The sequence below is a fragment of the Mesorhizobium sp. RSR565B genome, assembly GCF_054719465.1.
In genome coordinates this window covers 2,843,977-2,858,199 of record NZ_JBTTIE010000001.1, presented here as the reverse complement: position 1 = coordinate 2,858,199, position 14,223 = coordinate 2,843,977, and the positions used below count along the sequence as shown (strand labels likewise).

The 14,223-nt window shown below is 62.5% G+C and carries 11 protein-coding genes and 1 pseudogene; 6 read left to right on the top strand and 6 right to left on the bottom strand.

All coding sequences use genetic code 11. The features are described 5' to 3' along the window. Positions 1 to 708: a biosynthetic peptidoglycan transglycosylase gene (locus ACYG9R_RS13895; protein ID WP_050587122.1), complete on the bottom strand. Its 708-nt coding sequence runs from the start codon at positions 706 to 708 to the stop codon at positions 1 to 3. Between the two features lie 132 nt (positions 709 to 840). Between ACYG9R_RS13895 and ACYG9R_RS13890 the strand changes: the two genes are divergently transcribed. Beyond that, on the top strand, positions 841 to 1,758 hold the full coding sequence (locus ACYG9R_RS13890; protein ID WP_023693656.1) for a polyprenyl synthetase family protein: 918 nt from the start codon (positions 841 to 843) through the stop codon (positions 1,756 to 1,758). 97 nt (positions 1,759 to 1,855) lie between these two features. Here the strand turns inward: ACYG9R_RS13890 and ACYG9R_RS13885 are convergent, their stop codons facing one another. Together ACYG9R_RS13885 and ACYG9R_RS13880 are read right to left on the bottom strand one after the other, a co-directional pair. Then, positions 1,856 to 2,857: an NADP-dependent oxidoreductase gene (locus ACYG9R_RS13885; protein ID WP_023702756.1), complete on the bottom strand. Its 1,002-nt coding sequence runs from the start codon at positions 2,855 to 2,857 to the stop codon at positions 1,856 to 1,858. 68 nt (positions 2,858 to 2,925) lie between these two features. Then, positions 2,926 to 3,741, bottom strand: a complete 816-nt coding sequence (locus ACYG9R_RS13880; RefSeq protein ID WP_023825009.1) for an oxidoreductase — start codon at positions 3,739 to 3,741, stop codon at positions 2,926 to 2,928. Between the two features lie 102 nt (positions 3,742 to 3,843). Here ACYG9R_RS13880 and ACYG9R_RS13875 point away from each other — a divergent pair, with 102 nt between their 5' ends. After that, complete coding sequence (locus ACYG9R_RS13875; protein WP_023825010.1) at positions 3,844 to 4,428, top strand: TetR/AcrR family transcriptional regulator; 585 nt, start codon at positions 3,844 to 3,846, stop codon at positions 4,426 to 4,428. A 313-nt stretch (positions 4,429 to 4,741) separates the two neighbouring features. On the opposite strand, the gene ACYG9R_RS13870 is transcribed toward ACYG9R_RS13875, so the two are convergent. Next, a complete protein-coding gene (locus ACYG9R_RS13870) occupies positions 4,742 to 5,635 on the bottom strand; it encodes a LysR family transcriptional regulator (protein ID WP_023825011.1) in 894 nt (297 codons plus the stop codon). Positions 5,636 to 5,789: 154 nt separating this feature from the next. Between ACYG9R_RS13870 and ACYG9R_RS13865 the strand changes: the two genes are divergently transcribed. The 4 genes and pseudogenes from ACYG9R_RS13865 (at position 5,790) to ACYG9R_RS13850 (ending at position 10,720) form a co-directional block, all read left to right on the top strand. Further along, positions 5,790 to 6,623 (top strand): SDR family oxidoreductase, encoded by an 834-nt coding sequence (locus ACYG9R_RS13865; protein ID WP_023825012.1) that lies wholly within the window; start codon positions 5,790 to 5,792, stop codon positions 6,621 to 6,623. A 239-nt stretch (positions 6,624 to 6,862) separates the two neighbouring features. After that, positions 6,863 to 7,353: pseudogene (locus tag ACYG9R_RS13860) on the top strand ((2Fe-2S)-binding protein). Continuing rightward, on the top strand, positions 7,350 to 8,342 hold the full coding sequence (locus ACYG9R_RS13855; protein WP_023825013.1) for an FAD binding domain-containing protein: 993 nt from the start codon (positions 7,350 to 7,352) through the stop codon (positions 8,340 to 8,342). The pseudogene ACYG9R_RS13860 and the gene ACYG9R_RS13855 overlap by 4 nt, the downstream one beginning before the upstream one ends. Continuing rightward, the gene (locus ACYG9R_RS13850; protein ID WP_460221832.1) at positions 8,339 to 10,720 is read left to right on the top strand and encodes a xanthine dehydrogenase family protein molybdopterin-binding subunit; all 2,382 of its coding nucleotides are present in this window, start codon (positions 8,339 to 8,341) and stop codon (positions 10,718 to 10,720) included. The genes ACYG9R_RS13855 and ACYG9R_RS13850 overlap by 4 nt, the downstream gene beginning before the upstream one ends. Before the next feature lie 164 nt (positions 10,721 to 10,884). Here ACYG9R_RS13850 and ACYG9R_RS13845 read toward each other — a convergent pair whose 3' ends face one another. Together ACYG9R_RS13845 and ACYG9R_RS13840 are read right to left on the bottom strand one after the other, a co-directional pair. Next, entirely contained in the window at positions 10,885 to 11,985 is a 1,101-nt protein-coding gene (locus tag ACYG9R_RS13845; protein WP_245260133.1) for an ABC transporter ATP-binding protein, read from the bottom strand. A gap of 14 nt (positions 11,986 to 11,999) precedes the next feature. After that, complete coding sequence (locus tag ACYG9R_RS13840) at positions 12,000 to 14,204, bottom strand: ABC transporter permease (protein WP_245260134.1); 2,205 nt, start codon at positions 14,202 to 14,204, stop codon at positions 12,000 to 12,002. Positions 14,205 to 14,223: the final 19 nt, after the last annotated feature.

Here is a 14,223-nt window from a genome sequence, read left to right as displayed (position 1 = left end):
CTAATCAAGACAACCGACATACGCGCCCGAACGGCCGGCGCGGCGTTCGATCAGCGACGCCAGCCGCCGCAGACCCGGACCGGGCTTGGCCGGATTGCGGGCGATCGGATTGGGCAGCGAGACGGCCAGCAATGCCGCCTGCCGCCGCGACAGCTGTTTGGCCGAAACGCCGAAATGGTGCTGCGCCGCCGCCTCGATGCCGTAAATGCCCGGCCCCCATTCGGCGATGTTGAGGTAGATCTCCATGATCCGCCGTTTCGACATCACCGCGTCGAAATAGACGGCCAGCGGCAGTTCGACCACCTTGCGCACCGAGCCCAGCGGCCGCGACCACAGGAAAAGGTTCTTCACCGTCTGCATGGTGATGGTCGAGGCGCCGCGCGTCGCCTCGCCGGCCAGCGCATCGTCGACGACGCCGCGCAATTCGCCGAGATCGATGCCGCGATGGAAGCAGAATTGCCCGTCCTCCGACATGATCACCGAATTGGCCAGCACCGGGGACACATCGTCGATCGACACCCAGCGCCGGTCGTAACCGGAGAAGGTCGCGAGGTCTTTGACCATCAAGGTCGATATCGGATGCACGAAGGACGGCAGATAGAGGAAGGTCAGCACAATGGGTATCGCCGCCAGCACGACGGCGACGACCAGGCCGCGCCGTGCCAGGCGCTTCAGACCGGCGCGGTTCACGCGCCTTGGTCGCGCCATCTCAAACCCTTCGGTTTCATGATCGACGATCGGTTCCGTCAAGCCGCCCCCACCCGCGCCACTCTCCCGCCTCCGGCATAATGGCGCGAGGCTTCTTGCGCAACGTCTGAGTGTCGGCTACCGCTCCCGGCCATGACGAAAGACGAGCAATTGGCCTTTGAGGCCGCACTTCTGGGGCGGGCGGCGGCGATCGAGGCCGGGCTCAGGCTGCTGCTCGACGGCCGCACGCTTGCCGGCGAGATCGCCCGACCGGAGCGTCTGATGGCGGCCATGCGCCATGGCGTGCTGAACGGCGGCAAGCGGCTGCGCCCCTTCCTGGTCATGGAAAGTGCCGCCCTTTTTGGCGCCGATGGCGAGGCGGCGATGCGCGTGGCGGCGGCGCTCGAATGCGTGCATTGCTATTCGCTGATCCATGACGATCTGCCTGCCATGGACGACGACGATCTGCGCCGCGGCCAGCCGACCGTGCACAAGGCCTTCGATGAAGCTACCGCCATACTTGCCGGCGATGCGCTTCTGACGCTTGCCTTCGATGTCCTCGCCGATGAGGCGACGGCGCTGCCGGCGGAGCGCAGGGCGGCGCTGGTGCTGGCGCTGGCGCGCGCGGCTGGCACCGGGGGCATGGTTGGCGGGCAGACGCTCGACCTCGAAGCCGAGCGCAACAGGCCGGACGAAGCCGGCATTATCCGGCTGCAGGCGATGAAAACCGGCGCGCTGATCCGCTTCGCCTGCGAAGCCGGCGCGATCATTGCCGGCGCCGCACCGCAGGACCGCGACCGGCTGGCCGAATTCGGCTCGGCGGTCGGGCTTGCCTTCCAGCTTGCCGACGACCTGCTCGACCTGACCGCCGATGCCAGCCAGATGGGCAAGGCGACCGGCAAGGACGCAGCCGCCGGCAAGGCGACGCTGGTGGCGCTGCATGGCGCGAACTGGGCGCGCAGCCAGCTCCATGGGCTGGTCAAGCAGGCCCATGAATTGCTCGAGCCTTACGGCGGACAGGCAGCCTTGCTGAAGGCAGCGGCAAGCTTCGTTGCAATCCGCAACAACTGAGGTTTGGGCGATCGGATGCCGAACCGTTTTCGGAATTTGTCGGCCTTGCGCTGCCTTGCTTTGGTGTCTCTCAAATGCCCCAAAGCAACTGGGCGCGCTATCTGACCTTGACGACGACCTTGCCCTTGGCGCGTCCTGTTTCGACGTAAGCCAGCGCCTCATTGGTCGCTTCAAAAGGAAAGACCCTGTCGACGACCGGGCGAATCGCCCCATCTTCGATGAGGGACGTGATTTTGCTCAGTTGCTCACCTTGCGCCGACATGAACAGGAACGAAAATCCCACGCCCCGGCGCTTGGCTTTGGTCCTGATACCACGGCTCAGCAGCCGCAGCAGCAGCCTTAGCACCACGTTCAGTCCCTGTTTCCTGGCAAATTCGGGATCCGGAGGACCGGAAATCGAGATGAGCTTCCCACCCGGTTTCAGCACAGTCAGGGATTTCTCAAGCGTCTTGGCGTCCTGGCTGTTCAGGACGACGTCGTAGCCCGACAGGATTTTCTCGAAGTCGTCCTTCCTGTAGTCGACGACGACATCGGCGCCGAGATCCCTGACCAGATCGTTGCTTGCCGCGCCCGCTGTTGTCGCAACGATCGCGCCGAGGTGCTTTGCCAACTGGATGGCGAATGTCCCCACGCCGCCGGAGCCAGCCTGGATGAAGATCTTCTGGCCTGTCTTCAGACCCGCCCTCTCGATGAGAGCCTGCCAGGCGGTCAGACCGACCAGCGGGATCGAGGCCGCCTCTTCCATGCTGAGGTTCGCCGGCTTCAGCGCCACGTCGGCTTCATCGATTGCGATGAATTCGGCGAATGTCCCGATCCGGCCGTCGCGCGGCCGCGCATAGACGGCGTCGCTGGGTTTGAATTTGCGGACTTTCGAGCCCACCCTGACAACCCTCCCGGCAACGTCGTGACCGAGGATGAAGGGCCGGCGATAGGGAAGGACGAGTTTGAATTCGCCGGTCCTGATTTTGGAATCCAGCAGGTTCACCCCGGCGGCATGGACCTCGACCAGGACGTCATTGTCCAGCAGCTCCGGCTCCGGCATCTCGGCCAGCCGCAAAATGCCTTTCTTGTTATATTTGTCGACAACGAATGCCTTCATGGCAGTGACTTTCTGAGAGTGTCTGTTGGCCTGCTGTCTGTGCGTGAAATTCTCCGTCCCACCGTTGTTCAGACCGGCAGGCGGAACTGCTTGCGCAAGGTCTTGTCGAACATCCCCGCGGGGGCGAAGCGGCGCAGCAGGCTGACCTGGCGCGCTGCCTTCCCTGCGGTATAGCGCCGTCGCGGACGGGCGTCGGTCGCTGCCTTGACGACCACATCCGCCACCACTTCCGCCCGATCGGCTTTGGGCATCACATCGGCAAGCAGCGCCTTGAGCCCGGCGCGCGCTTGATCGTACTCCTTCAACAGGGAATCCGGCTCGATGCCGTTCTGGTCGAAGACGGTGCGCACGAATGCCGGCTCGATGACCGAGACGCGAATGTTGAAGGCGCGAACCTCATGATCGAGCGATTCCGAATAGCCCTCCAGCGCGTGCTTGACCGCCGAGTAGTGCGCTGAGTATGGCGCGGGCACCAATCCCAGAATCGAGCCGATGTTGACGATGCGCCCTTGGCCGCGGCGCCGCATCGACGGCAACACCGCATTGGTCATGCGCATGACGCCGAACAGATTGACGTCGAACAGAGCCTGCACCTGTGCGACCGAAGATTCCTCGGCGCCGCCAAGCAGGCCGACACCGGCATTGTTCACTAGCAGATCGATACGACCGGTCTGGGCCAGCACGGTTGCAACGAGGGCGCTGACGGACTCCCCGTCGGTCACGTCGCAGGTCAGCATGGACACCTTAGCCGGGCCGTTGCCGGCCTTGCTGCGGCTTGTCCCGAAGACGGTATACCCCACCCGCGCCAAGGCCTCGGCACTGGCGCGGCCGATGCCCGAAGAGGCTCCGGTCACGACTGCGGTTCTTTCTGAAAGGGTACTCATTTGATACTCCACAGACATGAGGGCTAGCTTTTTGCCGTTGATTGAATTATGATCGTAATATCACATTACACCCATAATGCAATAGCAGAAAGGAAGAGCGCCATGCGCTACGAAAAGGGCCGAAAGGACGCCTCCCGCGATCGCATCGTCGAGGTCGCAGCCCAGCGTTTTCGCGGTGACGGCATCGCCGCGTCCGGACTGGCAGCCATCATGGGCGACGCCGGACTGACGAACGGAGCCTTCTATCCGCATTTCCAATCCAAGGCGGAGCTTGTGCGTGAAAGCCTGGTAGCGGCGCTAGAGAGCCAGGTGCAGCAACTGCAAGAGGTATTGGCCGCCGGTGGTCCGGAGATGGGGATAGCGGCGTATCTGTCAGCCGGGCACCGGGACAATCCGGGAACGGGCTGCGCCAACGCCGCGCTGCTCCCGGAACTCGCGCGTCAGCCGCTCGAAACGCGCCAAGTCTACACCGAACGCTTGCTGGTTTTGGTGCGCCAGTTGTCTGCAGCGCTTCCGCAGGCCAGGGATCCGGAAGGCGTTGCCATGGGCGTCTTTGCGACCCTCATCGGCGCGCTTCAACTGGCCCGCGCGGTGGCAGGGACCGAATTGTCGGATCGCTTCCTTGCGGCAGGAGCAGATGCCGCGCGCAGGCTGATCCAGACATCTGAGGGTGAGAAGGCATCCTAATTTAGAGATAGAGCAGAAGCAGCAAAGAGCCCGACATCCTCATCATGGCGGGCCGCATTACAAGAAGGATCCGCTTTGCCTAAAAGTTGTCAGCCACTGCCAGCACGAGGCCATCTCAACCTGCATCAGGGAATGACCGCATTAGGGGCCGGAAGCGACTGGCAGCTTCAAGGCTCGGAATCGGACGGCCACCGCGACGCAGTCGTAAGGGATAAGTTGCGACGGAGGAATCGATTGGAGGCCCGAAAATTGTGCTGATGAGGGAGGGATAACTCACTTTGCCAAGTTAGAGCGGCGTGTTTTCGCCCTTCCGTCACGCCTTGAGACGGAGTGCCTCCACAAGAAGAGCGAACGCTGCAGTGTGCTGGCGTCGGCTGGGATAATAGAGGTGATAGCCCGGGAAGGGTTGGCACCAGTCTTCCAGCACCCGGATCAGGCGTCCGTCTGCGACGAACGGAGCGACCTGGCTTTCAAATGTGTATGCTAGTCCGAGCCCGTCGAGGGCCGCAGCCTCCAGCATTTCCCCGTCATTGATAATGAGTGGGCCATTCATCCTGACTTCAAGTTCCTCACCGCGTTTTTCGAACTCCCAGGCAAAGAGCCCGCCGCCGGTCTTCTGACGGTAGCTGATGCCTTTGTGTTCCCCAAGTTCGCGCGGTGTCTTTGGAACCGTTCGGGTTGCAAAATACGACGGTGATCCAACTACCGCCATACGCAGGTCCGGGCCGATCCTTACTGCCACCATGTCCTTCTGGACCTGCTCGCCGATCCGGATACCGGCGTCGAATTTGTTTGCAACGATGTCAACCAGACCTTCGTCCAGGCTCAATTCTACTTCGATATCCGGATACTTCAGAAGGAGTCTGGCGATGACGGGCCACAGTACTGATTTGGCAGCATACCGGAATGTCGTCAGGCGAATGAGGCCAGTGGGCTTGTCGCGCAGGGCGGCGACGGCGGCGATCTCGCTTTCGATGTGATCGAAGGCCGGTCGCAGGCTTCGCAGCAAGCGCTCTCCAGCTACCGTCACGGACAGGCTGCGGGTGGTGCGTGAGATCAGCCGGACTCCCATGCGCTGTTCCAGCGTTCTGACAGCGTAGCTGAGCGCCGACTGCGATAGACCAAGCTTTGCTGCGGCGCGCGTGAAGCTGCCCGCCTCTGCTACGGCGATGAAGACTGCCAACTCGCTGAAATCTCCGCGCCTCATTTATCAATCCCATTTCTAACTTCATGCAGATTATAGAGGCTAATCGTATCGAGTCCTATTCCCTATTTCACTTGGCAGACAACGAAACGCTGAGACGGACGTGCCAAGCCAACGCGGCATAAACTGAAAGATACCGACCAGGAAGGATACGACTATGAGTAGAGTATGGATGATCACCGGCGCAGGGCGAGGTATGGGCCTCGACTTTGCCAAAGCGGTCCTGGCCATCGGCGATAAGGTCGTTGCGACCGGTCGTAACCCAGATCGGGTCGCCGAGGCGATCGGCCAACGGGACAATCTTTTGGTCGCGACGTTGGACGTGACCAAGCCGGCCGACGCCGATGCTGCGGTGAAGGCAACCCTCGACCGCTTTGGTCGCCTGGACGTGCTCGTCAACAATGCCGCGGGCTTCTATGCCGGCTATTTCGAGGACCTGACTCCGGCCCATATCGAACTTCAGCTCGCGTCCACCCTGACCGGCGCCATGAATGTCACGCGCGCAGTCCTGCCGGTCATGCGCGCGCAGGGTTCTGGCAAGGTCATTGCCATCTCATCGACGGCCGGCCTGGTCGGCTTTGAGTTCTGTTCTGCATACGCCGCGGCAAAGTTCGGCGTTGATGGCTGGATCGAGTCACTGCAAGCCGAGGTGGCGCCGTTCGGCATTGAAACGATGATCGTGAACCCCGGGTTTTTCCGCACGGAGCTGCTGACGGACGAATCCACACAATATGCTCCGTCATTCGTCAGCGATTACAGCGAACGTCGCGCCCAGCAGATAACGGGTTGGAAAGCCGCGAACGGCCAGCAAGTCGGCGACCCCGCGAAACTCGCGCAGGCGTTGATCACTCTGGTCGACAAGCCGGAGTTGCCCCGTCGGTTCATCGCCGGCGCCGATGCTCTTGCAATGGTCAGGCAGAAACTCGCTCTGCTGCAGCAGCAGGTCGATGCCCATGAGGAGCTATCCGGGTCGCTGGCCTTCGACAGCTGAACGTCGCATTCAGCACTGCCGTCGTCGCAGGTCTATTTATGAGCGCCGTCGATAGGCTCATGCGAATTTTGAGGGCTAATTCGGATGTCGCGTCCGTGCTCTCCTGAGGGTTGACCCTTAGGCAACCGGCCAATGACAGGCCTTTGAATAGACGTCCCTTTCCGACCGATGCCGTAGGCTTCGTCGGTCCGATCGATTTCGCGAGAAGTCCCAATCCCGCCCGCCACCGAGGAGACGACATGCCAGAGCCCCGACAGCTAGCCTTGGACATCAACAGCCGGCGCCACCAGTTTAATCTTGATGTACGCGTGACTCTGCTGGACGCACTACGCGAGCATGCCAACCTGCCCGGCACGAAAAAAGGCTGTGATCATGGGCAGTGCGGCGCCTGTACCGTCCACGTCACGGCGAGCGGGTATTGAGCTGCCTGACGCTGGCGGCCCAGGTCGAAGGCCGTCAGGTCACGACGATCGAGGGCCTCCAGGCTGCCGACGGCGTGATGCACGCAGTCCAGACCGCGTTCATCGAGCACGATGCATTCCAGTGCGGCTATTGCACCCCCGGTCAGATCATGTCGGCCGTTGCATGCATTCGTGAGGGCCACGCCGATACGGACGAGGACATCCGCGAATACATGAGCGGCAACATCTGCCGGTGCGGCGCTTACCCCCATATCGTCGCCGCGGTGCGCGATGCCGCCAGCCGCCTGAAGAAGGAGGCAGCACTATGAGACCTTTCGAGTATCTCCGCGCCAAAGATGCCGCGAGGGCGCTTGCCGAGGCTACCAAGCCAGAGACAAGATTTCTCGCCGGTGGGACCACGCTTCTTGACCTCATGAAGCTGAATGTCGAGCGTCCTGCGCGGGTGGTCGACATCACGCGCCTTCCCGGCCTGGACACGATCGAGGTATCGGCGGATGCCATTCGCATCGGTGCGCTCGCCAAGATGAGCAAGGTCGCCGACCACGCCGATATCAAGCAGGCTGCGCCGGTGCTTTCCGAAAGCCTGTGGCGCGCTGCCTCGGCACAGCTGCGCAACATGGCGTCCATCGGTGGAAACTTGATGCAGCGAACCCGTTGCACTTACTTCCGCGACCCGGGCGCTTATTCGAACTGCAACAAGCGCAATCCAGGTTCCGGATGCGCTGCCCTTGGCGGCGTCAACCGCAACCACGCGGTGCTCGGCACGAGTGACGCGTGCATAGCAATCTACCCCGGAGATTTTGCGGTTTCCCTGGTGGCATTCGACGCCACGGTCATCATCCGGGGAGCTTCCGAACGCAAAATTCCCGCCGACGAATTCTTCCTGCTCCCTGGCGATACCGCACACCTTGAGCATAATCTGTCGCCCGGAGAGATGATCGTCGGGATCGAGATCCCGCGTTCGGCAGCCCTGGAACGCTCGCATTATCTCAAGGTCCGGGATCGCGCGTCGTACGAGTTCGCCGCGGCCAGCGCCGCTGTCGGAATCGAATTGGAAGCCGATGGCAAGACAATTCGCGAAGTACGCATTGCGGTCGGCGGCCTCGCCACCAAACCCTGGCGCCTGCGCGCCGTCGAAAATTTGCTCAAGGGAAAGACGCTCGACGAGGCGACGCTTCGAAGCGCCTCGTCAGCCGCCGGCGACGGCGCGAAGTCGAGCGGACACAACGCATTCAAGATTGAACTGGCACCGAAGGTCGTGGCCCGCGCCCTGATGACGGTAGGAGGTATCGCATGACACATGGTAACGCGTTCGAACTCAACCGCCGCACCGTCTTGAAGCTCGGCGCCGGCGTAGCCGCTGTCGCTCGCGCCGCTGTCGATCTCTCGTCAAAAGCCGTTGCGGCTGAGACCGTCCCCGCCAAGGCGCCAGCTCTCGGTGCCAGGCTTTCCCGCGCCGAAGGCCCGTTGAAAGTAGCCGGGCAGGCTCGCTATGCGATCGAGCAGAAGCTGGAGAACCTGGCCTATGGCGTTACCGTCCAATCGACGCGGCCGGCAGGGCGTATCGTCAGTATCGATACGTCGGCCGCCAAGGCTCTACCGGGTGTCCTGGATGTCTACACCGCGCAGAATTCCCTGAAGCTCAACAAGCCGACCGTCTACAGCAAGGGCGGCGGAGCGACCGAGGAATTTACCCCAATTCAAGACGATGTGGTCCGTTTCAACGGCATGCATATCGCGCTCGTGGTCGCAGAAACCTTTGAGCAGGCAACGGAAGCGGCAAGTCTTCTCAAGATCGAATATGAGGACGGCGACCCTATTCTCGACATCAACGATCCCAAGGCAAAAGTGCAGCCCATCGATGAGATGGGTGCCGCGTGGGGCGATGCGGCGACAGCGTTGGCCAATGCCGAGGTCAAGGTAGACGTAACTTACACGACGTCACGCGAATACAATGTGCCGATGGAGCCGCATGCGTGCATCGCTTCCTGGGAGAACGGGAAAATCACCGTCTGGGAGCCCAGCCAGTGGGTTGGCGGGGCACGGAGCGTCGTGTCGGAATGGCTCGGCATCGGCATCGAGAATGTGCGGGTGATCTCGCCTTATGTCGGCGGTGGGTTCGGGTCCAAGATCGGGGCACATCCGCATGTGGGGCTGGCTTGCGCGGCCTCGCGGAAACTGGGCAGGCCGATCAAGGTTTCTCTCACGCGGCCGCAGACCTTTACCGGCCTTGGCGGCCGACCGGCGACACGGCAGACACTCTCAATCGGAGCCTCGAAGGACGGAAAGATAAGCTCGATCGTCCATGAGAGCTGGAACGAGACGGCGATTGACGAAGTCCATATCGAGGCTTGCAACAATGTGACGAAGATCATGTATGCGACGCCGAACTTTTCTTCGCGTCTCAACGTCGTCCCGGTCAATACGGTCCAGCCCGGCTGGAAACGGGGCCCCGGCGAAAACCCCAGTGCCTATGCTGTGGAAAGCGCGATCGACGAGCTGGCGTACGCGCTCAGCATGGATCCGGTCACGCTGCGCCTTGCCAACTGGGCGGAGACGGATCCCAGCAATGGGATGAAGTGGAGCACTCGACAGTTAGGCGAAGCCTATGCCGTGGGCGCGGAAGCCTTCGGCTGGTGGAACCGGAACCCGGCCCCTCGCTCGATGCGCGAAGGCCGCGAGTTGATCGGTTATGGAATGGCCGCCGGGTCATACCCCATGATCCGTACCGCGAGCGAAGCCAAGATCGTACTCCATGCCAGTGGACAGATCGAAGTCCTCAGCGCGGGCACCGACATGGGAACGGGGACCTATACCATTCTCGCCCAGACAGCGGCTGACGCATTGGGCGTTCCTGTTGAGACAGTCGCGGTGCGGCTGGGCGATACCCTCCTCCCCAGATCGGCGCTCGCAGGCGGTTCCCAGCAGGCCAACAACCTGACGGGAGCGGTGGACAAGGCGGCCAGGAATGCACGGGACGCCTTGCTGGCGCTTGCCGCATCCGATCCGAAGTCGCCGCTGGCAACCTCGAAGGCGACTGACCTCACGTTCGAAAACGGCTCGGTGCAACCGACCCGACGGCCGAACGGCGGTATCGGCATCGCGGAACTCTTGAAGGCAGTGGGCAAAGACAAACTGGAAATCGAGGGTAACACCTTTGCTCCCGGCGCCACCGAGGAGATGAAGAACGGAGCTGACCGCAGTTTTGCACAGTTGAAGGGCGCTGTGGAAGGAGGCGTCTCGGCCCATAGCTGGTGTGCGCATTTCGTGGAAGTTCGGATCGATGAGGATTTTGGCACGATCCGCGTCAAGCGCATGGTCTCGGCATTCGATAGCGGCAGGATCTTCAATCCGAAGCTTGCGGAAAGCCAGTGGATCGGCGGTATGGTCATGGGTCTCGGGCAGGCTCTCCTGGAAGAAGGTTACGCCGACCAGCGAGACGGGCGCACCATCAACGCGAATTTTGCCGACTACGCCGTCCCGGTTAACGCCGATGTGCCCGACATCCAGGTGATTTCGGTTGGAATTCCGGACATGCAGGCAACCGCTCTTGGCGGCAAAGGCGTCGGCGAGATCGGTGTCGTAGGGGTCGCACCTGCGATCGGTAATGCCGTCTTCCACGCGACCGGCAAACGCATTCGAAGCCTTCCGATCACGCTGGAAAAGCTCGTTTGAGTTCGGTCGATGCGCCCTTGGTGATCCACAGGCTCGCAACAGGCGAGCATGCAAACAGAACGATCTAAACCCAATGCAAACTGGAACGCTAATCCCTGGTCGCCGCCTGTTGTGACGCGTCACCAAGCAACGCCAGACAGTGTGCAACGGTTTTCCCGGCGCGTTCAATCGTCTTTGATCAGCACGATCTTCGCCGGATCGAAATCGATCCCGACCATCGTCCCTTCCGCCACGGCGGGTGTGACATCAGGCGATGTCGCGAACAGTTCGACCGCCGGATTGCTGATCGCGATCCGGTATTCCATGTGGTCGCCGAGATACGAGCTCTTGACCACCCGGCCCTTCATGGTGCCCGCTGGCTGGCCGGGCAAGATGCGCACGGCATTCGGGCGCACAGCGAGCATCGCCGGCCCCGGAGCGTTACCGCGACCCGGCATGTCGAGCAGCAAGGGTCCGACCTTGACCCTTGCACTGGTCGCATTGCTGGAAAGCACCTCGACGTCGAGCAGATTGGCGTCGCCCATAAAGTCGGCGATGAAACGGTTGGTCGGCTCGTTGTAGAGGTCGCGCGGCGTGCCGTCCTGGGCGACGCGAGCGGCGTTCATGACGATGATGCGGTCGGAGACGGCGAGCGCCTCTTCCTGGTCATGCGTGACATAGACCATGGTCAGCGCCAGATCTTGCTGCAGGCCGCGGATTTCGTCGCGCACCCGCCGGCGCAGCTTGGCGTCGAGATTGGACAGCGGCTCGTCGAACAGCAGCACCTTCGGCTCCAGTACGATGGCGCGCGCCACCGCGACGCGCTGCTGCTGGCCGCCGGACAATTCGCTCGGCTGGCGCTTCTCGTAGCCGGACAGGCCGACAAGCGACAGCTTTTCGGCGGCGCGCTCGGCTGCCTGCGCCTTGCCAAGCCCCATCGCCCGCAGGCCGTAGCTAACATTCTCCATCACGTTCATATGCGGAAACAGCGCATAGGACTGGAACACCATGGAGACATCGCGCTCGGCGGCGGACAGCAAGGTGACGTCCTTGTCGTCGATCAGGATGCGCCCGGTGCTGGTCTGTTCCAGCCCGGCGATCAGCCTGAGCGTGGTGGTCTTGCCGCAACCCGAGGGCCCGAGCAGCGTCACCAGGCTGGCCGGCGCGATGTCGAAGCTGACGTTGTCGACGGCGGTCACCGCGCCATATTTCTTGGTGACGCCCTCGAACCGCACCGCTGGCCTGTCCGTCGCAACCGGGGCAGCAGTCTTCGCCGTCTGATCCACGCCGCTTCTCCCCATCAGATTGCTGCCACAACGGCTTCCGGACCAGGCCGGCGCCGGCCGAGCCGGCGTTCGCCGACCAGCAGCTGGATGCCGATCAGGATGACCATCATGACGACGATCATCACCGCCGAATAGACAATCGCGATGCCGTATTCGCCGACATCTGCGCGCCCGACAATGTAGACCGTGGCAAGGTTGAACCGGCCGCTCGCCAGGAAGATGACGGCGCTGACCGCCGTCACCGCGCGCACGAAACTGTAGATCATCGCGGTCACGATCGCCGGCTTCAGGATCGGCAGGATCACCCGCCGCAAGGTAGCAAAAGACCGCGCCCCAAGCGTCAGCGATGCCTCGTCCAGGCTCTTGTCGATCTGGCCCAGATTGGCGAGCCCGGCACGGATCGCCACTGGCATGTTACGGAAGATGAAGGAGATGACGATGATCAACCCGGTACCGGTCAACTGCACCGGCGGCACGTTGAAGGCAAGGATATAGCTGACGCCGATCACCGTGCCGGGAATGGCGAAACTCATCATGGCCAGGAACTCGAACATGGTACGCCCGGCGAAACGCTGCCGGTCGAGCAGATAGGCCGTCAGGATGCCGAGCGCCGCGGTGAACGGCATCGCCACCAGCGCAAGGCCGATGGTCATCAGCAGCGACGGCCAGGCCGAGCCGCTGAAAAACCAGCCATTGACGCCTTTCTCGATCGAAAAGGCGGTGAGGAAATATTGGAGCGTCGGCGTGTTGTCGCGCCCGATCGATTGCACGAAACCGCCGCCCAGGATGATGCCGTAGACCACGATGGTCAGAACCAGCCACGGAACGACGGCGGCGTAGCAGCCGATCCGCAAGGCCTTGGGCAGCGTCGCCGGTACGCCGCCATCGCCCTTGCCTGCGACGGTGACGTAGCTGCGGCTGCCGATCCAGCGGCGCTGGATGACGAAGGCTGCCAGCGTGAACATCAACAGCACGATCGCCAGCACCGCCGCGCGGCCCTGGTCGTGCGCCGCGCCAACCACCGCGAAGAATATATCGGTCGACAGCACGTTGAAATTGCCTCCCAGCACCAGCGGATTGGCGAAATCGGCCATGCTCTCGATGAACGAGATCAGGAAGGCGCTGGCCAGGCCCGGCCGGATCAACGGCCAGGTGACGGTGCGAAACGTCCGCCAGCGGCTGGCGCGCAAGGTCTGCGACGCCTCCTCCATGCTCGGGCTGACCCCTTGCAGCACGCCGACCAAAACCAGGAAGGCGATCGGCGTGAAGGCCAGCACCTGCGCGATGGTGATGCCGGCCATGCCATAGATCCAGCGGCTGCGCGGAATGCCGAGATGCACCGACATGAGGTTGGTGACGATGCCGGCGCGGCCGAACAGCAGGATCAGCGCCAGGCCGATGACGAAGGGCGGCGTGATGATCGGCAGGATGGACAGGCCGCGCAGCAACCATTTGGCCGGCAGCTTGGTGCGTAGCGCGATCAGCGCCAGCGCTAGGCCGAGCGCCGTGCAGAAAAAGCCGACGAGGACTGCGATCGCCACCGTGTTCCACGCCACGCCGCAGGAGCCCTCGCCATAGAGGCAGCGCAGGCTCCATATGTTGGCGCTAAAGATCTTATCGAAGAACAGCGCCGGCACGACATTGCCGTCATTGTCCTTGATGGCCGAGGTGAGGATCGACAGCAGCGGATAGGCGACGAACAGGATCAGCGAAGCAATCACGATTGAGAGCGAGCCGACGACGAAACGGTCGCCCTTGCACCATCCCCGCGCAGCGAGCGCCTCGGCGATGAACATCAGCATCGCCACGGCATAGAGCGCCGCGCCCCAGCCAAGCCCCGGCTGCATCGGTCCCGGCGTGCCGGCGATCCGGGTAAGCAAGCCAAATCCCCAGCCCGAATGGATGATGGAAAAGCCTTCGATGGCCAGCCACAGCAGGCCCGCCGCGCCTGCAACCGCCAGGCTCTTGGGGTTGTTGCGCGCCACCAGCCAGCTCGCCAGCAGAAGCGGCAGGATAAGCGGCAACAGCCAGGGCCGGCCACCGAGCGCCAGCATGATGGCCGGCGTCGCATCCGCCGGCTGTGCCAGCCAGTCGAACGAAAGGAAGCCGCCTTCGACCTTGTACCAAGGCAAGAGCACGAAGCTCGCCCACGCGGCCATTACCCAGGGGAGCGCGCTGCGTCCAGGAGCGGAACTGACCATGGAACCGGCCGCGGCCATTCAATGTCTTTCTGTTGCC